This window comes from Corynebacterium sp. HMSC22B11 (assembly GCF_001815965.1).
Lineage (GTDB): Bacteria > Actinomycetota > Actinomycetes > Mycobacteriales > Mycobacteriaceae > Corynebacterium.
The window spans coordinates 37,450-61,548 of record NZ_KV823504.1 but is presented as its reverse complement, the minus strand read 5'-3'; the positions used below and the strand labels follow the sequence as shown (position 1 = coordinate 61,548).

At 66.2% G+C, this 24,099-nt stretch carries 24 protein-coding genes; 23 read left to right on the top strand and 1 reads right to left on the bottom strand.

The window, feature by feature from the left end; all coding sequences use genetic code 11:
- Positions 1-110: 110 nt before the first annotated feature.
- The 23 genes from mihF to secG all read left to right on the top strand — a co-directional run bounded on the left by mihF (position 111) and on the right by secG (position 23,064).
- A complete protein-coding gene (mihF, locus tag HMPREF3088_RS06355; RefSeq protein ID WP_012360219.1) occupies positions 111-437 on the top strand; it encodes an integration host factor, actinobacterial type in 327 nt (108 codons plus the stop codon).
- Between the two features lie 3 nt (positions 438-440).
- On the top strand, positions 441-1,016 hold the full coding sequence (gene gmk, locus HMPREF3088_RS06350) for a guanylate kinase (protein WP_070758938.1): 576 nt from the start codon (positions 441-443) through the stop codon (positions 1,014-1,016).
- 171 nt (positions 1,017-1,187) lie between these two features.
- The gene (rpoZ, locus tag HMPREF3088_RS06345; protein ID WP_012360221.1) at positions 1,188-1,469 is read left to right on the top strand and encodes a DNA-directed RNA polymerase subunit omega; all 282 of its coding nucleotides are present in this window, start codon (positions 1,188-1,190) and stop codon (positions 1,467-1,469) included.
- Between the two features lie 18 nt (positions 1,470-1,487).
- On the top strand, positions 1,488-2,777 hold the full coding sequence (gene coaBC / locus HMPREF3088_RS06340; RefSeq protein WP_070758937.1) for a bifunctional phosphopantothenoylcysteine decarboxylase/phosphopantothenate--cysteine ligase CoaBC: 1,290 nt from the start codon (positions 1,488-1,490) through the stop codon (positions 2,775-2,777).
- A gap of 120 nt (positions 2,778-2,897) precedes the next feature.
- Complete coding sequence (gene metK / locus HMPREF3088_RS06335) at positions 2,898-4,103, top strand: methionine adenosyltransferase (RefSeq protein ID WP_070758936.1); 1,206 nt, start codon at positions 2,898-2,900, stop codon at positions 4,101-4,103.
- A 70-nt stretch (positions 4,104-4,173) separates the two neighbouring features.
- Positions 4,174-6,312 carry a primosomal protein N' gene (locus HMPREF3088_RS06330; protein WP_070758935.1) on the top strand — a complete coding sequence of 713 codons (2,139 nt, stop codon included), beginning with the start codon at positions 4,174-4,176 and terminating at the stop codon, positions 6,310-6,312.
- Positions 6,313-6,321: 9 nt separating this feature from the next.
- Positions 6,322-6,822: a peptide deformylase gene (gene def, locus HMPREF3088_RS06325; protein ID WP_070758934.1), complete on the top strand. Its 501-nt coding sequence runs from the start codon at positions 6,322-6,324 to the stop codon at positions 6,820-6,822.
- Positions 6,823-7,812, top strand: a complete 990-nt coding sequence (fmt, locus tag HMPREF3088_RS06320; RefSeq protein WP_070758933.1) for a methionyl-tRNA formyltransferase — start codon at positions 6,823-6,825, stop codon at positions 7,810-7,812.
- The gene (locus HMPREF3088_RS06315) at positions 7,809-9,350 is read left to right on the top strand and encodes an RsmB/NOP family class I SAM-dependent RNA methyltransferase (RefSeq protein WP_070758932.1); all 1,542 of its coding nucleotides are present in this window, start codon (positions 7,809-7,811) and stop codon (positions 9,348-9,350) included. The genes fmt and HMPREF3088_RS06315 overlap by 4 nt, the downstream gene beginning before the upstream one ends.
- 14 nt (positions 9,351-9,364) lie before the next feature.
- Positions 9,365-10,051: a ribulose-phosphate 3-epimerase gene (gene rpe / locus HMPREF3088_RS06310; RefSeq protein WP_070758931.1), complete on the top strand. Its 687-nt coding sequence runs from the start codon at positions 9,365-9,367 to the stop codon at positions 10,049-10,051.
- Positions 10,044-11,141 (top strand): bifunctional diaminohydroxyphosphoribosylaminopyrimidine deaminase/5-amino-6-(5-phosphoribosylamino)uracil reductase RibD, encoded by a 1,098-nt coding sequence (gene ribD, locus HMPREF3088_RS06305; protein ID WP_083317344.1) that lies wholly within the window; start codon positions 10,044-10,046, stop codon positions 11,139-11,141. Before rpe ends, ribD begins: the two co-directional genes overlap by 8 nt.
- Before the next feature lie 80 nt (positions 11,142-11,221).
- Entirely contained in the window at positions 11,222-11,812 is a 591-nt protein-coding gene (locus HMPREF3088_RS06300; RefSeq protein ID WP_210401497.1) for a riboflavin synthase, read from the top strand.
- 89 nt (positions 11,813-11,901) lie between these two features.
- Positions 11,902-13,170, top strand: a complete 1,269-nt coding sequence (locus HMPREF3088_RS06295; RefSeq protein ID WP_210401496.1) for a bifunctional 3,4-dihydroxy-2-butanone-4-phosphate synthase/GTP cyclohydrolase II — start codon at positions 11,902-11,904, stop codon at positions 13,168-13,170.
- Position 13,171: 1 nt separating this feature from the next.
- Complete coding sequence (gene ribH, locus HMPREF3088_RS06290; RefSeq protein WP_070758928.1) at positions 13,172-13,654, top strand: 6,7-dimethyl-8-ribityllumazine synthase; 483 nt, start codon at positions 13,172-13,174, stop codon at positions 13,652-13,654.
- A 51-nt stretch (positions 13,655-13,705) separates the two neighbouring features.
- Positions 13,706-14,182, top strand: coding sequence for a PH domain-containing protein (locus HMPREF3088_RS06285; protein WP_070758927.1), 477 nt, complete (start codon positions 13,706-13,708; stop codon positions 14,180-14,182).
- Positions 14,183-14,185: 3 nt separating this feature from the next.
- Entirely contained in the window at positions 14,186-16,276 is a 2,091-nt protein-coding gene (gene uvrC / locus HMPREF3088_RS06280) for an excinuclease ABC subunit UvrC (protein WP_070758926.1), read from the top strand.
- A gap of 5 nt (positions 16,277-16,281) precedes the next feature.
- The gene (gene rapZ / locus HMPREF3088_RS06275) at positions 16,282-17,166 is read left to right on the top strand and encodes an RNase adapter RapZ (protein ID WP_070758925.1); all 885 of its coding nucleotides are present in this window, start codon (positions 16,282-16,284) and stop codon (positions 17,164-17,166) included.
- Between the two features lie 87 nt (positions 17,167-17,253).
- On the top strand, positions 17,254-18,291 hold the full coding sequence (yvcK, locus tag HMPREF3088_RS06270; RefSeq protein WP_070758924.1) for a gluconeogenesis factor YvcK family protein: 1,038 nt from the start codon (positions 17,254-17,256) through the stop codon (positions 18,289-18,291).
- Positions 18,292-18,356: 65 nt separating this feature from the next.
- Entirely contained in the window at positions 18,357-19,343 is a 987-nt protein-coding gene (gene whiA, locus HMPREF3088_RS06265; RefSeq protein WP_070758923.1) for a DNA-binding protein WhiA, read from the top strand.
- A 133-nt stretch (positions 19,344-19,476) separates the two neighbouring features.
- Positions 19,477-20,502: a type I glyceraldehyde-3-phosphate dehydrogenase gene (gap, locus tag HMPREF3088_RS06260; RefSeq protein ID WP_070758922.1), complete on the top strand. Its 1,026-nt coding sequence runs from the start codon at positions 19,477-19,479 to the stop codon at positions 20,500-20,502.
- Between the two features lie 110 nt (positions 20,503-20,612).
- Positions 20,613-21,821, top strand: a complete 1,209-nt coding sequence (gene pgk, locus HMPREF3088_RS06255; protein WP_070758921.1) for a phosphoglycerate kinase — start codon at positions 20,613-20,615, stop codon at positions 21,819-21,821.
- Positions 21,822-21,918: 97 nt separating this feature from the next.
- The gene (gene tpiA, locus HMPREF3088_RS06250; RefSeq protein WP_083317343.1) at positions 21,919-22,710 is read left to right on the top strand and encodes a triose-phosphate isomerase; all 792 of its coding nucleotides are present in this window, start codon (positions 21,919-21,921) and stop codon (positions 22,708-22,710) included.
- Between the two features lie 120 nt (positions 22,711-22,830).
- Entirely contained in the window at positions 22,831-23,064 is a 234-nt protein-coding gene (gene secG / locus HMPREF3088_RS06245) for a preprotein translocase subunit SecG (RefSeq protein ID WP_070758920.1), read from the top strand.
- Positions 23,065-23,175: 111 nt separating this feature from the next.
- Here secG and pgl read toward each other — a convergent pair whose 3' ends face one another.
- Entirely contained in the window at positions 23,176-24,078 is a 903-nt protein-coding gene (gene pgl / locus HMPREF3088_RS06240; RefSeq protein WP_070758919.1) for a 6-phosphogluconolactonase, read from the bottom strand.
- Positions 24,079-24,099 lie beyond the last annotated feature (21 nt).

The following is a 24,099-nucleotide window of genomic DNA, read 5'->3' as shown; positions in this document are numbered from 1 at the left end:
GCAAGTAGCGCCCTGAAAAGGGGTGTTCAAGCCAGCAGCCCGACGCTGATTGGCTAAAATGCAAGACATTCCACAAGATTTTCAAAAACGATTACGTACGGAGGAATCCCGTGGCACTTCCCCAGCTGACCCCGGAGCAGCGTGCAGAGGCCCTGAAGAAGGCAGCCGAGGCACGTAAGGCACGCGCCGAACTTCGCGAGAAGCTCAAGCGCGGCGGCACCGATCTGCAGCAGGTCCTGAAGGACGCCGAGACTGACCCGATCCTGGGCAAGATGAAGGTCTCCGCTCTGCTGGTCTCCCTGCCGAAGGTCGGCAAGATCAAGGCCGAGGAGATCATGAACCAGCTCGAGATCGCCCCGACCCGCCGTCTGCGCGGCCTGGGCGACCGTCAGCGTCGCGCTCTGCTGGAGCACTTCGGCTTCGACCCAGAGGCTTAAGCCGTGACGCAGGAATCGGGCCGCGGCCGCGTGGTCGTCCTCGCCGGGCCGTCCGCCGTTGGTAAGTCCACGGTGGTCTCTAAGCTCCGCGAGTCGGTCCCGAACCTCTTCTTCAGCGTATCGATGACGACCCGCGAACCTCGCCCCGGCGAGGTACACGGTCGTGACTATCTCTACGTGACGCGAGACGAGTTCCAGTCCAACATCGACAGCGACCTCATGCTCGAATGGGCTGAGATCCACGGTGGGCTGCAGCTCTCCGGTACGCCCCGCAAGCCGGTGGAGGAGGCCATGGCCGCCCAGCACCCCGTCCTCATTGAGGTGGATCTCGAGGGTGCGCGGAACGTGAAGAAGCTCCTGCCGGAGGCCCACACCGTCTTCCTTGCTCCGCCCTCGTGGGAGGTGCTGGTGGAACGGCTGACCGGCCGTGGCACCGAATCCGACGAGGTCATCCAGCGTCGCCTGGAGACCGCCCGCGGGGAACTGGCCGCTAAGGATGAGTTCGACCACGTCATCGTGAACTCGGATGTGGACGAGGCCGTCGCGGGAATCCGCGACATCCTGGTGCCGGAAGCCTAGGGGACCTCGCCCCAGAGACACCGGCTCCACCCAGCCTGTTACCGCACCCCGCGACCCACCGACGTGGGCGTGGGGTTAGGCGCTTCCAGGCGATTAAGATATAGTTTCCCCTAAGCCGTCGTGGGGATCAGACGCGGCTTAATTAAGCAATCGAAAGAATAGGTGCATTTCGTGGAAAATCAGGACGTCAACTCGAACGAGACGGTTTTCGATCCGCCAGTCGGCATCACCAACCCGCCGATCGACGAGCTCCTGACCAAGGTGTCCTCGAAGTACGCCCTCGCGATCTTCGCAGCTAAGCGCGCGCGTCAGATCAACGACTACTTCCAGAGCATCGACGAAGGTGTCCTGGAGTTCGTTGGCCCGCTGGTGACCCCGGAGATGCACGAGAAGCCACTGTCCATCGCCCTGCGCGAGATTAACGCGGATCTCTTGGAGCACACCGAGGGCTAAGAGGCTATCCTGTCACGTGTGACTGATAACGCTTCGAAGAAGAATACGAGCAAGCCGCTCCGCATCCTGGTGGGTGTTGGGGGCGGCATTGCTGCGTTTAAGGCGGCCCACCTCGTGCGCTATTTCACGGAACGGGGGCACAACGTCCACGTCGTTCCCACCGAATCCGCACTGAACTTCGTGGGTGCTGCCACCTGGGAGGCCCTGTCCGGTAATCCGGTCAGTACGACCGTCTGGGACGACGTCTCCGGGGTTCAGCACGTCCGTCTCGGTCAGGAGGCCGACCTCATCGTGGTCGCCCCGGCCACGGCCGATCTTATGGCGCGACTGCGTATGGGGCGCGCGGATGACTTGCTCACCGCGAGCTGCCTCGTCGCGACCTGCCCGGTGGTCATTGCCCCGGCGATGCACACCGAGATGTGGGAAAACCCGGCGACGCAGGAGAATGTTGCGACGCTGCGGAGCCGGGGGATCACCGTGCTGGAGCCCGCCCACGGGCGCCTCACCGGCAAGGATAGCGGCCCTGGTCGGCTGCCCGAGCCCGACCACATCGCGGCACTGGCGCTGGCGGCCCACGCCCAGCCGGGAATCTTCGACCAGGACTTGGTCGGCACCCGCGTGGTGGTCACCGCCGGCGGCACGCACGAGGATCTCGACCCGGTGCGTTTTTTGGGTAACGCCTCCTCGGGCCGTCAGGGCTACGCGCTGGCGGACGTCGCCGCGCAACGTGGTGCCGACGTTCACCTCATCGCGGGGCATACCGAGGATCTGCCGACGCCGTCCGGCGCGCGGGTGACTCGGATCAACAGCGCTCTGGAGCTGAAGGACGCGACCGAGCAGGCCGCTCGGGAAGCGGATGTCGTCATCATGGCGGCGGCGGTGGCGGACTACCGTCCCGCCCAGCAGGCTGAGTCGAAGCTCAAGAAGGGCGGAGAGGATCAGCTGGAGGTCATCGAACTGGTAGAAAACCCAGACATCCTGGCGGGGCTTGTCGAGCTGCGCCGGGCAGGGGAGCTGCCGAAGGATCTGCGCATCGTGGGTTTCGCAGCGGAGACCGGTGACGCGGAATCTACCCCTCTCGAGCACGCGCAGCGGAAGTTTCTCCGCAAGGGCTGCGACCTGCTGATGGCGAACGCTGTCGGCCGCGGTAAGGTCTTCGGTCAGGAGGACTCCGCGGGCTGGCTGATCGCTAATCCGTCCGGCTCCGATGATCCGGAGACGCTGGATGTCCGTGAAGTCCCGGCAGGGCATAAGCTCGAGGTAGCCGGAGCGATTCTTGACGCTTTGCCACGAACCGCCGATCGCTAGCGTGCATTTCTAGACCGCTTGGTCTATTATTGATGAATTAGTTCACCGTCTAGGTCGTCGCCCGCCACCCGCCACCGACGGGCCGCACCAACAATACGAACGATAGAAGCGAGATAACTAGTGTCTAAGCGCCTATTTACCAGCGAATCCGTCACCGAGGGTCACCCGGATAAGATCTGTGACGCGATCTCCGATACGATCCTCGACGCCATGCTCGCCGAGGATCCGCAGGCCCGCGTCGCTGTGGAGACCGTGGTCACCACCGGCCTCGTCCACATTGTCGGTGAGGTCCGCACCTCGGGCTACGTTGAGATCCCGCAGCTGGTGCGCGATACCCTCAAGGAGATCGGCTTTACCTCTTCCGACATGGGCTTCGACGGCACCACCTGCGGCGTGTCCGTGTCCATTGGTGCGCAGTCGCCAGAGATTGGAGCGGGCGTGGATACCTCCCATGAGGTCCGCGGTTCCTCCTCTACCGACGAGGACGACCGCCAGGGTGCTGGCGACCAGGGGCTGATGTTCGGCTACGCGACGAACGAGACCCCGGAGTACATGCCGTTGCCCATCTCCGTCGCCCACCGCCTTTCCCGTCGCCTGACCGAGGTGCGCAAGGAGGGTATCGTCACCGGCCTTCGCCCGGACGGCAAGACCCAGGTCACCTTCGAATACGACGAGGCCGGCACCCCGGTGCGCCTGGATACCGTCGTCATCTCCACGCAGCACGACCCGGAGCGCACCCAGGATGAGCTGCGGGAGCTCCTGTCCGAGCATGTGGTGGACCACGTGCTCTCTGACGAGAGCCTCAAGCCCTTCGTGACCGAGGACCTGGAACTGTTGGTTAACCCCTCCGGTTCCTTCATCCTGGGCGGCCCTGCCGGTGACGCCGGCCTGACCGGTCGCAAGATCATCGTTGACACCTACGGCGGCATGGCTCGCCACGGTGGCGGCGCGTTCTCCGGCAAGGACCCGTCGAAGGTGGACCGTTCTGCTGCCTATGCGACCCGTTGGGTGGCAAAGAACATCGTGGCAGCCGGCCTGGCCGACCGCGCCGAGGTGCAGGTGGCCTACGCGATCGGCGTGGCCCGCCCCGTCGGCCTCTACGTGGAAACCTTCGGCACCGAGAAGGCACCGGTGGAGGACATCCAGCGCGCTGTCGCCGAGGTCTTCGATCTGCGCCCGGCATCGATCCTGCGCGAGCTGGATCTGCTCCGCCCGATCTACGCCCAGACGGCTGCTTATGGTCACTTCGGTCGCAATGACCTCGACCTGCCGTGGGAGCGCCTGGACAAGGTTGAGGAGCTCAAGAAGGCTGTCGGCAGCAACTAACGGCAGCTCTCGGGGCATTCTCCCAGCGCCCCGTGAAGGCGTGTCTGCACCGTCGGCTAGCCTGTAGCTCATGAACACGACCGCACAGCCAGCCGCAGCCAACCCCGGTGATAGGGAACTGCTCGCTGCCCGTGCGGGGCGCGGGCCTCGCCGGATCGCGCGGGTATTGCCGCTGGTCGGGGTGCCACATCTCGACCGCCTCTTCGACTATGAGGTTCCCGCCGAGATGGACGCCGACGCTCAGGCCGGCGTGCGAGTCCGTATCCGGTTCAACGGGCGCCTCGTGGACGGTTTCATCATCGAACGACGCTCGAGCAGCGACCACTCGGGAAAGCTGCGCCCGTTGGAGCGCGTTATCAGCCCGATTCGGCTGCTGCCGGAGCACATGTGGCGGCTGGTGAATCAGCTCGCCGAGCGCGCCGCCGGAACCCGAGCGGATGTTCTACGGGCAGCGATCCCGCCCCGCCATGCGAGCGCCGAGAAGGCAGGGCTGTTTGCAGGCGGTAAGGCGTGGGAGGATCTCTACTCGACGCTGGAGCCCGTCGCCGAGTTGCGCACCCAGGCGCGGTCAAATGCCGAATCCGCGCTCGGCAAGTATCACTTTGGTCCGCGCTTCCTTGCTGCCCTCCTGGACGAGGGCGCCGCCCCTCGCATGTCGCTGCTCACCGCTCCTGGGGACGACGATGCCCGCCTAGCCGCCGTCCTCGCCGCTGCGACCGCGTGGGCAGGGAAGTCGACGCTGGTGATCGCTCCACATCAGCGGCTCGTGGACCGCGTCAGCGAGGCCCTGGCGGCCTGGACGTCCACCGAGCAGGTGCTCCAAATGACGGCCGCAGAGTCCTCGCATGTGCGCTACCGGCGTTTCCTTTCCATCGTGCTCGGTCAGGCCAGGATCGTCGTCGGAACCCGCAATGCAGTCTTCGCGCCGCTCAAAGATCTCGGCTTGGTGGTCGTATTGGGGGAGGGGGATGATTCGCTTGTCGACCCCCGCGCTCCCTACCTGCACGCCAGGGAGGTAGCGAAGGCCCGCAGTCAGGGTGAGTCCGCGGCGCTGGCAATCATCGGTCACCACCGCACCGCCGAGGTTCAGCAGTGGGTCGCGGCGGGGGAGCTGGCTTCCATCCGCCCCACGCCCGAAACCCTTCGTGAGCAGCTGCCCTGGATTCGAGGGCTTGGGGACACCGAACGCCAGCTCGAGGCCGAGAGTCACAGCCCGGGGAGCCGGCTGCCGGCTCTGGCCTTCGCCACGATTCGCGAGACCCTGGATGCGGACCGCACCGTGCTGATCCAGGTGCCGCGCCGTGGTTACGCTCCGGCCTTGGCCTGTGCTCGATGCCGCACCCCGGCCCGGTGCCGGAACTGCAATGGCCCACTCGAACTGCCACAGGGCAGGGACCACTCAGCGCCCACGTGCCGGTGGTGCGGACACCTGCACCCGACTTTCACCTGCACCAACTGCGGTAACCACGCATTGCGCATGAGCGTGGTGGGCCACGACCGCACCGCTGAGGAGCTGGGTCGCGCATTCCCCGGCGTCCCGGTGACGGTCTCGGGCGGAGAACAAGTAAAAACGTCCGTCCCACTCGGGCGCCGCATCGTCGTCGCCACCCCAGGCTCCGAGCCGATCCTCCGTGACCCCGATACGCCACCCGAGCAGCCCAATGGGCACTACGGAGCCTCGATCATCTTGGACCCCTGGGCGCCGCTGACCCGCGCGGATCTGCGAGCCGAGGAGAACGCCTTGCGCCAGTGGATGGGCGCTGCCGCACTCGTCGCACCCCGTGAGGCCGGTGGCCGGGTCATCATCGCAGGGGACTACCGGCTGAGCGCGATTCAGCAGCTCATCCGCTGGAACCCGGATGCTGCAGCCGCCGCAGAGTTGGCCAGCAGGGCGGAGGCACAGTTCCCACCGGCGGCGGTGGTTGCGGTCGTGGACGGCATCCCGGCCAGCCTGGCCGAGTTGGAGGAGGCTTGGGAGCTGCCGGAATCGGCGGAACTGTTAGGCCCCGTCGAGCTTCCAAGCGGTGTGAGGCTTCCCGCGGGGCTGTCGAGCGGCCATGCGGATGAAGCCCGCCGGCTCATCATTCGCGTGCCGCACTCCGACGCGCTGTCCCTGGGCAGCGCACTCAAAAGCGCTGTCGCCGTGCGCTCCTCGCAGCGGCACTCCGCACCCCTACGCGTGGTCATGGACCCGGTCCGTATCGGTTAGAGTATCCCCATGGCTGTTCTGTCCCTGCGCTACTTCGGCGATCCCGTCCTCCGCACTCCTGCCACCGAGGTCGGGGCCGATTTTTCTTCCGACGCTACCCTCGCCACCCTCGTGGCCGACATGCTGGAAACCATGGATCACCACGGTGGAGTCGGCCTAGCCGCAAACCAGGTCGGGGTCACCAAACGCGTCTTCGTCTACGACTGCGAGTCCGACCGTGGGCACGTCATCAATCCCACCTGGGAGCCGGTGGGAGAGGAGACGCAAACAGGCCCGGAAGGCTGCCTGTCCATTCCCGGGATCCGCGGCGAGGTAGAGCGTGCGGAGACTGTGCGACTGCGCGGACAGACCCTGGAGGGCGAACTGGTCGACCGGGAGGTCTCGGGCCTATTGGCTCGCTGCGTGCAGCACGAGACCGATCACCTGGACGGCGTGCTTTTCCTCCAGCACCTCGCGCCCGAGGACCGCAAGCAAGCTATGGCAGATATTCGACGCTCGGAGTGGTTTTAGATGAAGATTATTTTTGCTGGCACGCCCAAGCCCGCCGCTATCGTTCTGGAGCATCTGCTCGCCGATCCGCGGCTGGAGGTCCTCGGGGTCATTACACAGCCCGACGCTCGCCGGGGCCGGGGCCGGAGCCTGCACCCCAGCCCCGTCGCGGAGGTCGCCGAGGCCGCGGGGCTGAAGGTTCACAAGTGGGCCTCCCTCGGGGCGAGCGCCGAGGATGCAAGCGATGTCCGCGACACGCTGGCTGCCTACCGCGAGGCGGGCGCCACGGCGGTGGCCGTGGTGGCCTATGGAAACCTGATCCCGGCCGATTTGCTCGACGCCGTTGAGCACGGCTGGGTGAACCTGCACTACTCCCTGCTGCCACGCTGGCGTGGTGCCGCACCCGTGCAGGCCGCCATCGCCGCGGGCGACGAAGAGACCGGTGCGACGATCTTCCGCATCGAGCAGGGCTTGGACACCGGCCCGATGCTGGCGAAGAAGGCTTATGAGATCGGTATCCGCGATACCGCCGAGGACGTGCTCATCGAGCTGACCGACTCTGGCAAGTCGCTGCTGGCAGACACCCTGGTTGAGCTCGGCGAAGGTACGGCCATCCCGCAGTCGCAGCCGGAGGAGGGGGCGACACACGCCCCGAAGATTCACCCCGCTGACGCGCGTATCGACTTTTCTACGCCGGCGAAGGTGATTCAACGCCGCGCCCGTGCCCACACCCCGGCACCGGGTGCGTGGTGCACGCTGGATGGCCAGCGCTATAAGTTCGGGCTGATGCTACCGGTAGCCAAGGAGGAGGAGTTCCCGGAGCTGGCCCCCGGCCAGCTGTGGGCAGATAAGACGCGGGTGCTCGTCGGCACTGGTGACGATCCACTGCTGGTGGAAAGCATCCAGCCACCAGGCAAGAAGATGATGCGGGCCGCCGACTGGGCCCGAGGTCAGCAGGAGTTGCTGGCGCAGTCTCCACGCTTTGATATCGAGGAAGACACGGCTAAATGAGTTCTTTTCGTTCGAGGTCCGAGTCCGCGCGTAGCGGCAAGGCGCGCCCCAACACGGCCTCCCGTGGCACCGGACGTGCTAAGCAACTCGAATCGGGGCGGGCCCGGGGCTATCAGCAGCGCCGCCCGGTACACCGCCAGGAAAAGAGCCGACGTGCCGGGATCGGGGATAAGGCCCGCGACGCCGCATTCACCGTGCTTCGGCAAGTCACCGAGGAGGACGCCTACGGCAACCTCGCCTTGCCCGCCGTCCTGCGGGAGCGCGGGATCAGCGGCCGGGATGCGAACTTCGCCACCGAGCTGACCTACGGAACGCTGCGAGCCACCGGGCTGCTCGACGCAATCATCGCCAAGGCCGCGGGACGGCCAGTAGAGAAGATTGACTCGGTGGCGTTGGACGCGCTGCGCATCGGTGCCTATCAGCTGCTGCGCACCCGGGTCGAGTCGCACGCCGCGGTGGACACCTCGGTGGAGTTGGTCAAGGCCAATGGCGGGGGCAAGGCCAGCGGCTTCGTCAATGGTGTGCTGCGCACGATTTCCCGCAGCACACCCGAGCAATGGCTGGACCGGGTGGCACCCGGTTCGGGATTGGCCAGCATGGCGTTGCGCTCTTCCCACCCGGAGTGGATCGCCGCCGCCTTCAACCAGGCGCTCGGCGGGACGGCGGAGAACCCTGCGGCTGATCTGGCCGAGGCTCTGGAAGCCGACGACGCCCGACCCATCGTGCACCTCGCCGCCCGACCAGGGCAGATCTCCGCTGAAGAGCTCGCCCTCATCACCGGAGGCGAACAGGGTCGTTGGTCCGATTATGCGGTCTGCCTGGACTCCGGAGCGCCGGGCGAGCTTGAGGCGATCACCCAAGGCCTGGCGAGCGTCCAGGACGAAGGTTCGCAACTGATCTCCCTGGCCCTGGTCCAGGCGCCGCTGGAACGGGAGGACCGCGGGCGCTGGCTCGACCTCTGTGCGGGACCGGGAGGCAAGACCGCCTTCATCGGCTCGTGGGCGCAGGCAGAACAAGCCACCGTGGACGCCACCGAGATCTCCGCGCACCGCGCCGACCTCGTTGCGAAATCCACCAAGGAACTGCCGGTGCAGGTTCACACCGGCGACGGCCGGAATCTCGCTGAGGTGCGGGGCCTCCAGCTGCCCGAGGACGGTTTCGACCGGGTCCTCGTCGACGCCCCGTGCACCGGCCTGGGCGCGCTGCGCCGCCGCCCGGAGGCCCGCTGGCGCAAGCAGGAGAAGGACGTCACCGAGCTGGTCCCCCTCCAGCGCGAGTTGTTGCGCTCGGCGTGGGAGGCCACCGCACCGGGCGGAGTCGTCATCTATTCGACGTGCTCGCCGCATCCGCTGGAGACCACGCAGTTGGTGGACTCCTTCTGCCGGGAGGCGGGAGCCCAGCCCATCGACCTTGGCTCCGAGGTACCGGCCTTGGCTGCCGCAGCGGCCGCCGGGGGAGCGGTCGGCCCTTATATCCAGCTGTGGCCGCACCGCCACGGCACCGACGCGATGTTCATCGCGGGCATCAGAAAAGCCTAAGTAGAGTGAGTGTTATGAGCACAGCCAACGGACAGCAGACCATCATCGCCCCCTCCATCCTCGCCGCGGATTTTTCCGCCCTTGGCGCGGAAGTCGAGGCCATTTCGGACGCCGAGTGGGTGCACATTGACGTGATGGACGGCCACTTCGTCCCCAACCTCTCCTTCGGCGCCCCAGTGGCCAAGTCTCTGATTGGGAAGACCGAGCAGTTCCTCGACGTCCACCTCATGATCGAGGACCCACAGCGCTGGGTGAAGGAGTACACCGACTTCGACAACGTCACCTTCCACGTGGAGGCCGCCGGAGGGGTTGAGGAATCGGTGGCTCTGGCTCGCGCCTTGCGCGCCGCCGGGACCAAGGCCGGTGTGTCCATCAAGCCGAATACCCCGGTGGAGCCGCTGCTGGAGCATCTGGCCGAGTTCGATCTCGTCCTGGTGATGAGCGTGGAGCCTGGCTTCGGCGGACAGAAGTTCATGCCCGAGGTGCTGGATAAGGTGCGTGCCCTGCGCGAAAGAATCGACGCTGAGGGGCTGGACACCCTCATCGAAATCGACGGCGGTATCGGACCGGAGACCGCAGCGGATGCTGCTGCGGCCGGGGTCGACGTCTACGTTGCGGGTTCCTCGGTCTTTGGCAAGGAGGACCGTAATCAGGCGATCGGCGAGATCCGCGCGGCCGCGGAGGCCAACGCAGGTGCCTAACACCCCCCAGCGCGGTTCCCAGGCTGCGACGCAGGGGGCGACCCCGCCGCAGACCGAGGTACCAGCGGACCTCCCAGCGGAATTTCTGCTGGCCGACGAGATGGGCTGGCACGCTGCGGGCAATACCCGGCCGAACCCGCCAGTGGGCTGCGTGATCGTGGATTCGGCCGGCGCGATTCTTGGCCGGGGCGCTACCGAACCGGCGGGTGGTAGGCACGCCGAGGTGGTCGCGCTGCAGGCTGCCGGTGCGAGCGCCGCTGGTGCCACCGCATACGTCACCCTCGAGCCCTGCAATCACACCGGACGCACCGGGCCGTGCGCGGAAGCCCTGATCGCCGCAGGAATCGCGGAGGTACATTACCTCTTCGCCGACCCGGGCAAAACCGAGGGCGGGGGAGGCCAGCGCCTGCACGCTGCCGGCGTGACCGTCACCGGCCCCTACCTCGAGCCCTTCCACCTGGGGGAGCACCGTTTCAGCGTGGAACCCTGGCTGCGCGCCGCACATTTGGGCAGGCCGCACGTCACGCTGAAGTTCGCCAGCACCCTCAATGGCCTGGCTGCTGCCACGGACCGCACGAGCCAGTGGATCACCGGCCCGACCGCCCGCGCGGACGTCCACGCAGACCGGCAGTACCGGGAGGCGATCCTCGTGGGCACCGGAACCGTCCTGGCCGATGACCCGCAGCTCACCGCCCGCCCCGGCGGGGCGGAGGGTCCCCGTCAGCCGCTGCGCTTCGCGTTGGGGCAGCGGGAGCTCCCCACTAACGCTCGCCTCCTGCAAGCTGGGACTCACGCGCCGGCCGGCCAGCTCCTGGCAACCCGGGACCTCCATGCGGCGTTGGCGGAGCTGCGCCGGCAGGGCATCTCGGATGTGCTGGTGGAGGGCGGACCCGAACTAGCGGGAAGCTTCCTTGCCCACGGCCTGGTCGACGAGATCCGGGCCTATCTTGCCCCCGCCTGGTTGCCGCGCGGCCTCCCCGCACTGGGAGCCGGCGGCATCGGCAGTACTTCGATCACGGATCTGCAGCGCTTCGCCACCCGTAGTGTGCAGCGCATCGGCGAGGACATCCTCTGGCTGGCGCAACGCTAGACCGGGGATTGACCCGTGCTCAAGCGCAAGAAGATATATCATCATTGGTAGTTTTGGCCCCGACGTCAGAGAGGATGGCTGTGTTCACCGGAATCATCGAAGAGATCGGTCACGTCGAGAAGATCGAGAGGCTTCCCGACGCCGGGCGCATCCGCGTCGCCGCATCGCGAGTGGTCTCTGATGCCGGCCTGGGAGACTCCATCTCCGTCAATGGCGTCTGCCTGACCGTCACCGACTTCGACGACACCGGCTTCACCGCTGACGTCATGAAGGTCACCCTCGATTACACGTCGCTGGGCACACTCTCCAAGGGGGCGTCCGTCAACCTGGAGCGCGCGATGTCCGCCCAGGGGCGCTTCGGCGGACACGTCGTCCAGGGGCACGTCGACGGCACCGCCACCTTGCAGGAACGCGTACCCTCCGAGCATTGGGAGGTCTTCCGCTTCCAGCTTGACGACCCGGAACTTGCCACCTACCTGGTGAAAAAGGGATCGATTGCAATCAACGGCACCTCCCTGACCATCGCGGAACTAGCCGATGGACTCTTCGAGGTCAGCCTCATCCCCGCCACTTTGGAGGCCACGATGCTGGGCGAACTCCAGCCGGGGGATAAGGTCAATATCGAATGCGACGTGCTTGCGAAATACGTCCGCGCCATGCTCGACCGCTGACCCGCCGCAACAGAACCACAAAGAAGAATTCGACAAGCCTTAAGCCACCCGCCCCGACCGGGCGAGGGTGGCATCGTTGGAAAGAAGCTATGACCGCTGAACGAGACTCGCTAGTCCTGGATTCCGTCGAATCCGCCATCGCCGATATTGCCGCCGGCAAAGCGGTGGTCGTCGTCGATGATGAGGACCGCGAAAACGAAGGCGACCTGATCTTCGCCGCGGATCTGGCAACCCCAGAACTCGTGGCCTTCATGGTGCGCTACACCTCCGGTTACATCTGCGTCGCCATGGAAGATGACCGCGCCGACGCGCTCAACCTGCCGCCGATGGTCGCCCGAAACGAGGATGCCCGCTCGACCGCCTACACCGTCACCGTGGATGCGGCCACCGGCTCCACCGGCATTTCCGCCCGCAGCCGCTGCGAAACCATCACCCGCCTCGCCGACGAGAGCTTTGGCCCCGAGGCCTTTACCCGGCCGGGCCACATCGTCCCCCTGCGCGCCCGCCGCGGTGGCGTGCTCGCCCGCGATGGCCACACCGAATCCTCCGTAGACCTGTCCCGGCTCGCCGGCCGCGCACCCGTCGGCGTGCTTTGCGAGATCGTCTCCGAGGACGACCCCACTGACATGGCCCGTGGCCCGGAACTGCGCCGCTTCGCCGACGAGCACGGCCTGCGCATGGTCTCCATCGAGCAGCTCATCGAGTACCGCCGCGCCACCGAGCAGACCGTGGAGCGCAGCACCGAGGCCCGCCTGCCGACCACCCGCGGCGAGTTCCGCGCGGTGGGCTACACCAGCCTCGTCGACGGCACCGAGCACGTCGCGCTCGTCCACGGGGACGTCACCGGCCAGAAGGACGTCCCAGTCCGCGTGCACTCCGAGTGCCTCACCGGCGACGTCTTCGGCTCCCTGCGTTGCGACTGCGGCGAACAGCTCCACGCCGCCATGGAGGCTGTCCAGGACGAGGGCCACGGCGTCGTCATCTACCTGCGCAACCAGGAGGGCCGCGGGATCGGGCTGGTTCCGAAGCTGCGCGCCTACGTCCTCCAGGACGAGGGACTGGACACCGTGGAGGCGAATACCGCCTTGGGCCTGCCAGCCGACGCCCGCGAGTACAGCGCGGCAGCGTCGATCATCAAGGAACTCGGGATCGAGAGCGTCCACCTGATCTCCAATAACCCGGCGAAGAAGCAGAGCCTCGAGAACTTCGGGGTCTCTGTCACCGGCCGCATCCCAGTGCAGCCACCGGCAACGAAGGATAACGCTCGTTACCTGCAGACCAAGCGGGACAAGATGGGCCACCAGCTCGACAACCTCAACGTCGTACCGGCTGCTGCCACAGCCGAGAAGGAGAACTAGCATGCCAGCCGAAGGTATCCCGCAGATCAACCTGGGTCCCGGCGCAGCAGAGGGCCTGCGTGTCGCCGTGATCAGCGCCCAGTGGAACGCCGAGATCACCGATAAGCTCCACGCCGAGGCCATCACAGCTGCCCGCGAGCTCGGCGCCAGCGTCGAGGACTGGCGGGTGGCAGGCGCCCTCGAGCTGCCCGTTGTCGTAGCCGCAGCCTGCAAGAACTTCGACGCCGTCATCGCCACGGGTTGCGTCATTGAAGGTGAGACCGAGCACTTCCGCGTGGTCTGCGACGCAGTGACCTACGGGCTGACCCGCGTCGGCTTGGATACGGGTGTGCCGATCGGCAACAGCGTACTCACCGTCGGCAACCACCAGCAGGCCGTCGACCGTGCGGGCGGTCCGGGGGCCAAGGAAAACAAGGGCGCGGACTCCGCGACCGCGGCCATCCACGCCGCATTGGTTCTCCGCCAGATCGCGGCGGTAGGGTAGTAGCCGATACGTTGTGGCAGTACGAATGAGGAGAGCGGTCGAGTTTCACAGATGAGTAACCCAGTGTCGCAGGCAGCACCGGCCAAGGGGCAGTGGCTCTTTGAGGCCCGTTCGCCGTTCCTCAAGCGGATCGCGATCATCGGTGTCATCGTCATCATGATCATCCACATCGTCATGGCCATCATCGTTGGCATCGGCGACACCGGCGTGACGCTGACCTCGGCGGATCAGTGGTCCTTCGTCGGCATCGGCTTGCTCTTCTCCGGCGTCTGCCTCTTCCTGCTGCGTCCCCGCGTCCGCATTGATGAGCGCGGGGTTGAGGTGCGCAACATCGCCAACGCGCAGTTCTACCCCTGGCAGATCATCCACGGCCTCTCCTTCCCGGCTAAGGCGAAAATGGCGCGGCTGGAGCTCCCGGACTTCGAGTTCGTTCCGATGATGGCGCTGAATATCTACGACAAGGAGACCATCGCCGCGAACGTCGAGCGGTTCCGCCTGCTTGAGGACCGCTATATGCCGGAGGACTAGCCGGTGGCGGAACGCGCCCCCAACACCGTCGATTATCGGCCAGCCCCCGGCACTATCCCCACGCAGCCGGGGGTCTACACTTTCCGCGATAAGCACGACCGCGTCATCTACGTGGGCAAGGCCAAGAACCTCCGGGCGCGCCTGTCCAATTACTTCCAGGACCTCAGCCAGCTGCACCCGCGCACCCGCACGATGGTGCAAACTGCCAACCGGGTGCAGTGGACCGTCGTGGGCAGCGAATTCGAGGCCCTCAACCTCGAGTACACCTGGATTAAGCGCTTCAACCCGCGCTTCAACGTCATGTACCGGGACGATAAGACGTACCCGATGCTGGCCATCAGCGTGAAGGATCGCTTCCCGCGCGCTTATCTCTACCGTGGGCCGCGACGTAAGGGCGTGCGCTACTTCGGCCCGTACCCGAAAGCCTGGGCGATCCGGGAGACCCTGGAGTCCCTGACCCGGGTCTTCCCGATCCGTACCTGCGCGCCCGGCGTGTTCCGCCGGCACGAGGCCCTGGGTAGGCCGTGCCTGCTCGGCTATATCGACCGTTGTTCCGCACCGTGCGTCGGCAAGGTGACCGAGGACGAGCACCGCGCACTCGTCGACCAGTTCAGTAGCTTTTTGGCCGGCAACACCGAGCCCGTGCTGCGCCGGGTGCGCGGCGAGATGGAGGAGGCCGCTGAGAACCTGGACTTCGAGCGGGCTGCGAGCCTGCGTGATCAGCTGCAGGCCATGGAGAAGGCGATGGAGAAGCAGGCCGTCGTGTTCTCCGACGCCACGGACGCCGACGTCCTCGCCATCGAGCAGGACGAGCTGGAAGCGGCGATCCAGATCTTCCACGTCCGCGGTGGGCGCATCCACGGCCAGCGCGGCTGGGTGGTGGAGCATTCGGACGAGTCCCGTGCGGAGATGATCGGCCAGTTCATCACGCAGTTCTACGGCGGGGAGGCCGAGCTGGTCGCCGCGACGGAGACGGCGGTTGGTGGTGCCGCAAGCTCGCATGTGGATGTCGACCTGGCGACCGCCATCAACCCGGCCTCCGCCGCGGAGCTCGGCGGTTTGGTGGGGGATGTGCAGATCTCGCCCGTGCCCCGCGAGGTACTGGTGCCCGAGCTGCCCGCCGGCAATGCCCGCCTCGGTGCGTGGCTCAGCGAATTGCGTGGCTCCAAGGTCACCATCCGGGTTCCGCAGCGCGGCGATAAGAAGGCGCTGCTGAGCAACGCGCACACCAATGCCACCCAGGCGCTGGCACAGCACAAGTTGAAGCGCTCCGGGGACATCACCGCACGCTCCGCAGCCCTGCGCGACCTTCAAGAGGCTCTCTGGATGGACGAGCCACCCCTGCGCATTGAGTGCACGGATATCTCGCACATCCAGGGAACGGACGTCGTCGCCAGCCTCGTCGTCTTCGAAGACGGCCTGCCGAAGAAGGCCGACTACCGTCGCTATAAGATCCGGGACGCCGCGGGCGACGGACATTCCGACGACGTCGCCTCCATCGCTGAGGTCGTCCGTCGCCGTTTCTTGCGGCACAAGGAGGACATCACCGCCGTCCCGACCGGCGATGACGCCGGCGACCGGCTGGAAGGCGAGGAAGAACTGGAGCAGGCGGCAGGTGAGGAGCCGAAGCGAGCCTTCGCTTACCCGCCGCAGCTGTTCATCGTCGATGGCGGCCCACCGCAGGTCAACGCCGCGCAGAAGGTGCTGGACGAGCTGGGGGTCAACGATGTCACCCTGGTGGGCATCGCCAAGCGCCTGGAGGAGCTATGGCTGCCGGAGGACCCGTACCCGGTGATCATTCCGCGCGATTCCGACGCCCTCTATCTCGTGCAGCACATCCGCGATGAGGCGCATCGCTTCGCGATCAATTTCCACCGTCAGCAGCGCAGCAAGCGGATGCGCACCTCCGTCTTGGATGAGGTGCCGGGGCTGGGCCCGAAACGCCGGCAGGAGCTGGTGAAACACTTCGGATCCGTGGCGAAGGTGCGCGCCGCCACCGTTGAGGAGATCGCAGAGGTACCTGGTTTCGGCCCTGCGCTGGCCGAGAAGGTGCACGAGGCGGTACAGCACCGCCCCACTAAGCCTGCGGGGTAGCTACTATGGTCAGCATGACCTCGCCGCAGAAAGAACCCTCCTTAATCCTCGTCACCGGCATGTCCGGTGCTGGCCGCCGCACCGCCGCGGCCGTGCTCGAGGAAATGGGCTGGTACGTCACGGATAACCTCCCGCCGGAGTTGATCGTGCGGATGGTGGAGCTCAGCTTTGACGCGGAATCCCCGGTGGAGAAGCTGGCGATCGTCACCGACGTGCGGTCGCGTTCTTTTGCCGGCAGCCTGACAGGGGTGCTTGAGAAGCTGGTCGACTCCGGGCGCAAGCCCATCGTGCTCTTCCTGGAGGCGTCCGACGAGGCCCTGATTTCCCGCTTTGACGAGGTGCGCCGCTCCCACCCGCTGCAGGACGGCGATTCTCTGCAGAGCGGGATCGACCGCGAGCGCGAGATGCTGAACGGGATTAAGCAGGAGGCCGACATTGTGGTCGACACCTCCAGCACCAGCATCCATGACCTGCGCCGCATCCTGGAGATGAAGTTCTCCGATGCGGCCGGGGATAGCACCCGGGTGGTTTTGCAGTCCTTCGGCTTCAAGCACGGGGCTCCTCGGGATGTGGACATCCTCCTGGACGTGCGCTTCCTGCCAAACCCGTACTGGGTTCCCGAGCTCCGGGGACTGCGGGGCGTGGACAAGCCGGTCTCCGACTACGTGTTGAGCCAGCAAGACGCCCCGCGATTCCTGGAGTCCTTCGAGTCGATGCTGCTGGCCATGCTGCCGGGCTTTCACCGCGAGGGGAAGGGGTTCCTAAGCATCGGGATTGGATGCACCGGCGGCCACCACCGGTCCGTCGCAGTGACCGAGGAGGTTTCCGCCAGGTTGCGGGAGCGGGGAGTGGAGGTTCGGACCAGGCACCGCGATCTGGAACGCGGCTGAAGGTCGCCGACGCACTGAACTTTTCCTTCACCCTTTCGTTCCCCGTCATGTGGGGAGCGCACACTGCTCACTGGGAAGTTGCACCTCATGTCTCATAACGATCACCCCGTGGTCGATAACCCGACCACCCCGCCCGCTACTGACACGGGTAACAAGCCCCTCGAGCGCCTCGTATCGCTCGGTGGTGGCCACGGACTCTTCGCCACCCTGCGCGCGGGGCGCACCATCGCGGATCACGTGACCGCCGTCGTCACCGTCGCGGACGACGGCGGCTCCTCGGGCCGCATGCGCCGGGAACTGGATTGCCTCCCGCCGGGAGATCTGCGCATGGCGCTGGCAGCATTGACCGAGGACAGCGACAAGGGACGCTTCTGGGAGGAGGTCATCCAGCACCGCTTCGGCGGGCAGGGTGCTCTCAACGGTCACGCCATCGGTAATTTCCTCATCACCGGGATTTCCCAGGTGCTGGGTGACGACATCGCCGCCCTGGATACGCTCGCGAAGATGCTGGGTGTGAAGGGCCGGGTTTTGCCAATGAGCACCGTGCCTCTGGATTTAGAGGCGGATGTGTTGGGGTTGGCGAAGGATCCCCGAGAGAGCGTGCAGGTTCGCGGCCAGGTTGCCGTGGCCACCACCATCGGGGAGGTGCGCCGGGTGCGTGTCCACCCGGCCAACCCGTCGGCTGCTGCGCCGGCCGTGGCAGCGATCAAGGACGCTGACCTCATCACCCTTGGTCCCGGGTCCTGGTTCTCCTCGGTGATTCCGCACCTGCTGGTTCCGGGGATCGTTGAAGCTCTCAACGAGTCACAGGCCCCGACCGTGGTGGTGTTGAACCTCGTAGCAGAAGCCGGGGAGACCTCCGGTTTCTCCCAGGAGCATCACGTCCACATGCTGCACCAACACGCCCGCGACCTGAACGTGGACTACATGCTCATTGACCAGTCCACCATGCCGGGCGGGACGATGGGCACCCACATCGAACGTGCGGCGGCGTCGATGGGGGCGGAGCTGATCTGCGCTGACGTCCGGGAGGACGACAACCGGGGGCGCTGGACTGACCGGCACAAACCCAAGAAGCTGGCCGCCGCCCTGGCGGACATCGCCGCGAAGCACCGCACCCGGTAAAACCCACGGGGCCCACGCGGCACCCAGGTTGAAGAGAATGTGAAGAGGAAAGAGGTAATCAAGCCGTGGCTCTCACCGCCGATGTGAAGGACGAGATCGCCCGCGTCAGCGTCGTTCGCGCTGAGGACATGAACGCCGAGGTGGCAGCACTGCTGCGCTATAGCGGCGCGCTGCATCTGGTCGCCGGACAGATCGTGGTGGAGTCCGAGGTGGACAGCTCCGCGACGGCGCGACGCCTGATGGAGTTTGTGGAGCAGCTCTACCACCACGAGGCGCAGCTGCAGATCATCGGCGCAGGCAACCTGCGCAAGAGCGCGCGCTACATCGTGAAGTGGATCAAGGGCGGCACGGAGATCGCCCGCCGCACCGGGCTGATCGACCGCGCAGGAAGGCCCGTGCAGGGGCTGCCACGGACGATCATCGGCGGCCCAAAGTCCGCCTGCGTGGCAGCGTGGCGGGGCGCTTTCCTCGCGCGCGGCACCCTCACGGAGCCTGGTCGCAGCTGCGCGCTCGAGGTCGCGACCCCGAGCAATGAGGCGGCGCTCGCCCTCGTGGGTGCGGGGCGCCGAATCGGCGTGACCGCGAAAACCCGGGAGACCCGCGGGGTGCACCGCGTGGTGGTCAAGGATGCCGAATCGATCAGCGCGCTGCTGACCCTGATGGGGGCGCAGGCCACGCGCCTGGTCTGGGAGGAGCGCCGCATGCGACGGGAAGTTCGTGCCACGGCGAACCGCCTGGCCAATTTCGACGATGCGAACCTGCGCCGCTCCGCCCGCGCGGCGGTGGCCGCTGCCGCCAGGGCGGAGCGGGCTCTGGAGATCCTGGGTGAGGATGTTCCCACCCACCTCGCCGAAGCCGGCCAGCTACGCGTCAAGCACCGGCAGGCCTCCCTGGAGGAACTCGGCCAGCTGGCGTCACCGCCGATGACGAAGGACGCGGTGGCCGGCCGCATCCGCCGTCTGCTCTCGATGGCGGATAAGCGGGCCGAGGAGCTGGACATCCCGGATACCCACGCCGCGGTGACCGAGGACCTCTTCCAGGACGTCGAATAATCCCTAAGATCGGGAACTGGAAGCCTCCAGCACCCAAACACCACGACCAATAGATACCCCGCCAGCGGCTGATGACATCCGCCGGCACCCGGCCCCACGGGACCGAGGAAGCGAAAGGACAGAGGCAATAAGCATGCCAGCTAGCAACCAGAAGAAAATCAACATCGGCATCAACGGCTTCGGCCGCGTGGGACGCAGCTTCTTCCGCGCGGTGCGCGAGATGCACCCCCACCTCAACATCGTCGCGATCAACGACCTGACCGACAACGCCACCCTGGCGAACCTGTTGAAGTACGACTCCGTCATGGGACGCCTCGGCGAGCCGGTACTGCACTCCGAGCACTCTCTTCGCATCGGCGAGGAGACCATCCGCACCTTTGCGGAGCCGGATCCGGCATCCATCCCATGGTCCGAGGCCGGGGTGGACATCGTCGTGGAGTGCACCGGCCAGTTCACGAAGAACGAAAAGGCCCACGGCCACCTCGAGACCGGCGTGAAGAAGGTGCTGCTCTCCGCACCGGGCAAGGAGGTCGACGCCACCCTCGTCATGGGCGTCAACCACGAGGACTACGACCCGGAGAAGCACACCGTCGTCTCCAACGCTTCCTGCACCACGAACTGCCTTGCACCGCTGGCCAAGGTCATGAACGACGCCTTCGGCATCGAGCGTGGCCTGATGACCACCGTGCACGCCTACACCGGTGACCAGCGCATCCACGACGCCCCGCACAAGGACCTGCGCCGTGCTCGCGCCGCCGCCCAGAACATCGTCCCGACCTCCACCGGTGCTGCCCGCGCCGTCGGCCTGGTGCTGCCGGAGCTGGAAGGCAAGCTGGATGGCTACGCCGTGCGCGTGCCGGTCATCAACGGATCCCTGGTTGACCTTACCTTCGAGGCCAGCAAGCCGGTGACCGTCGAGGCCGTCAACAACGCCCTGCGCAATGCTGCAGAGGGGCCGCTGGCGGGCATCGCACTGTACTCCAACGGGGAGCCCTACGTCTCCACCGACATCATCGGTGACCCGCACTCCACGATCTTCGATTCGGAGCTGACGAAGGTGATCGGCTCTCAGGTCAAGGTTGTCTCCTGGTACGACAACGAGTGGGGATACTCCTGCCGACTCGCGGACCTGGCTGACTATATCGGCGCCCGCCTCTAGGTAGAATCGCAGCGGTTACTTATCGCACACGCCCGGTGGCTTCCAGCCGCTGAGCGTGGGTGCGAGCAGAAAACTTTCCCTCAAGCTTCTTTCAAAGGATGTCGAGTTTCATGGCAGTAAAGACCCTCAAGGACCTTCTGGCCGAAGGCGTGGAAGGCCGCCACGTGCTGGTTCGTTCGGACCTGAATGTTCCGCTGGCTGACGGGGAGATCACCGACCCGGGCCGTATCGACGCGTCCATCCCGACGCTGCGCGCCCTGTTGGACGAGGGGGCTCGCGTCATCATCGCCGCCCACCTGGGCCGCCCCAAGGGCGAGGTCGACCCGGAGCTGTCCCTGGCACCAGTCGCCGAGGCGCTCGCCGAGCGTCTGGACCAGTGGGTGCCGCTGGCTGGCGACGTGACGGGGGAGGACGCCCACGAGCGCGCCAACGGCCTGGACGACGGCGACATCCTGCTGCTGGAGAACGTTCGCTTCGACCCCCGCGAGACCTCTAAGGATGCGGCCGAGCGCGCGGAGTTCGCCGCGGAGCTGGCCGAGCTCACCGCCGATAACGGCGCCTTCGTCTCCGACGGCTTCGGCGTGGTTCATCGCGAGCAGGCCAGTGTCTACGACGTGGCCAAGAAGCTGCCGAGCTACGCCGGTGGCCTGGTCTCCGCGGAGCTCGAGGTTCTTGAGAAGGTCTCGGGCTCCCCGGAGGCCCCGTACGCGGTCGTGCTGGGAGGCTCCAAGGTCTCCGACAAGCTGGGCGTGATCGAGGCGCTGGCACCGAAGATCGACCGTCTCATCATCGGCGGTGGCATGTGCTTTACCTTCCTGGCCGCCCAGGGCCACGACGTCGGCGGCTCCCTGCTGCAGGAAGACATGATCGACACCTGCAAGGACCTGCTGGAGCGCTACGGCGACGTCATCGTCCTGCCGACGGACGTCGTCGCAGCAGAAAACTTCTCCAAGGACGCCGAACACAAGGCCGTGGGCCTGTCCGAGATCCCGACCGGCTGGATGGGCCTGGATATCGGACCGGAGTCCGCGGCCGCGTTCGCTGCGGTACTCGGCGAGGCGAAGACCGTCTTCTGGAACGGCCCGATGGGTGTCTTCGAGTTCCCGGCGTTCGCCGCTGGAACCAAGGCGGTCGCTGAGGCCATCATCAAGGCCACCGACGCCGGTGCCTTCTCCGTGGTTGGTGGCGGGGATTCCGCTGCCGCTGTGCGCACCCTGGGGCTGGATGAGGAGGGCTTCAGTCACATTTCCACCGGCGGTGGCGCCTCCCTGGAGTTCCTGGAGGGCAAGACCCTGCCGGGCGTCGAGGTACTGGGTTAGTCCGAGATACCGGGTTAGTCCGAGGTACCGGGCCGCAACCCGCCGTTTTTCCCGCACCCGAGGCACGGGGCGGGGAAGTCACAGAAAGGATTCTTGAGTGGCAGCTCACAGCGCCGTCAAGCGCAAGCCCCTGATCGCGGGCAATTGGAAGATGAACCTCAACCACCTTGAGGCGATCCAGGTGGTGCAGAAGTTTTCCTTCGCTCTGCCGAAGGAGTACTACGAGCGAGTCGACGTTGCGGTTCTGCCACCGTTCACCGACATCCGCTCCGTGCAGACGATCGTCGAGGGTGACAAGCTGCAGATCAGCTATGGCGCCCAGGACGTCTCTGCCCACGACTCCGGCGCGTACACCGGTGAGGTCTCCGGTGCGATGCTCGCGAAGCTGGGTTGCAACTTCGCGGTTGTCGGTCACTCTGAGCGCCGTCAGTACCACGGTGAGGACGATGCGACGGTCGCTGCGAAGGCGCGTGCCGCGCTCAAGCATGGTCTGACCCCAATCGTCTGCGTCGGCGAGCCGCTGGAGGTTCGTGAGGCGGGCGAGCACGTGGGCTACGTCGTCGACCAGCTCAAGGCGTCGCTTTCCGGCCTCGGTGGGGAGGAACTCTCCAAGATCGTGATCGCCTACGAGCCCGTCTGGGCCATCGGCACCGGCAAGGTCGCCTCCGCCGCGGACGCGCAGGAGGTCTGCGCCGCGGTCCGCGAGGCGCTCGCTGAGCTGGGAGGGGAGGACGTCGCCGCTGGCGTCCGGGTCCTCTACGGTGGCTCCGTGAAGCGGGAGTCCATCGGCGAGCTGATGGCGCAGCCGGATATCGACGGCGGCCTGGTCGGCGGCGCAAGCCTCGACGGTGCAGAGCTCGCCCGCCTCGTCGCGGCGTCCGTCAGCTAGTCGGCACGCAACAATCCCGCCAACCGGGCGGCGCGCCGAATTGCCCGCCGCCCGCCTGGCTGGGTAGATTTATTCTGTTAGTTAGATTCTTCAGCGAGAAGTTTTTAAAGGTTTAAGGCTTTGATCCTCACTCTCCAGATTCTCCTTGTCATCACCAGCCTGCTGCTGGGGCTGTCCGTGCTGCTGCACAAGGGCAAGGGTGGCGGCCTGTCCAGCCTCTTCGGCGGCGGTATGCAGACCAACCTCTCCGGCTCCACGGTCGCAGAGAAGAACCTGGACCGACTCACCGTCGGCACCGGCGTCGTGTGGTTGCTGTGCATCATCGCGCTGAACCTGGTTCTGCACTACGGCTAAGCAGTTCTCGCGACACCACATTTCCCGCGTCGCTGCATAGTGTTAGCGACGCCCGCATAGATTTAAGCCCCGCTCGTCGGTTCTGCGAGCGGGGCTTCGTGCTACCTATACCTAATTCTCGGCGTTCTCGGCGTCCTCTGTGGCCGCGACCGTAGCAGAGTCGCTGGCGCTCTCGGCCAGCCATGGGGAGGCGGCCTCGTCGACCCACAGCACGGTGCGCTCCACGCCCGCCACGATCGCGCCCGGCCACTGGGCCCCATTGCCGCCGTTGGCCACCTGCTGGGCAGCCTCGGCCTTCTCGGCCCCGGAGACCAGCAGCCACACCTGGGCTGCCCGGTTCACCGCGCTGATCGTGAGGCTGACCCGCTCCGGCGGGGGCTTGGGGCAGTCACGCACCGCCACCACCTCACCGGTGGCCTCCAGCAGCTCAGGGGTGTGGGGGAACAGGGAGTTGATGTGCCCCTCCGGCCCCATCCCCAGCAGGTGAACATCAAAGCCTTGTGGCGCCAGGCGGGCCAGCTTCTCCTCGTAGTCACGGGCCGCTTCATCCAGCTCCGCACCATCACTTGGACCGGCACCGGTGGGGGCGAGGTAGCTCACGATGTTCTCAGCCGGAATCGCGATGTGGTCCAGCAGGGCGTCGCGGGCCTGCTTCTCGTTGCGCTCGGAATCACCTGCGGGCACAAAGCGCTCGTCGCCGAAGAAGATCAGCACCCGGGACCAGTCGATCGCATCGATGGGGAAGTCCTCCGCGGCCGTCGTAGCGGCGTGATCTAGCACCGCGAGCTCGCGGAGAGTCTGGATGCCGGCACCCCCGCCGGTCAGCACGATGCGTGCGACCCCATCGCCGTGGACGCCGGACTGTTCGCGCTGGATCTTCGTGACCGTGCGCACGAGTTCCCGGGCCGCGGCAGCAGCCAGGCCTCGTTGGTCAGCATTCTGGACGACGGTGACGCCACCTTCGCTCACTGTGCCGTCGATGGTGCCGTGTTCTCCACGGTGTTCTGCGGTCATGCTTTCTCCTTGTGTTCAGCC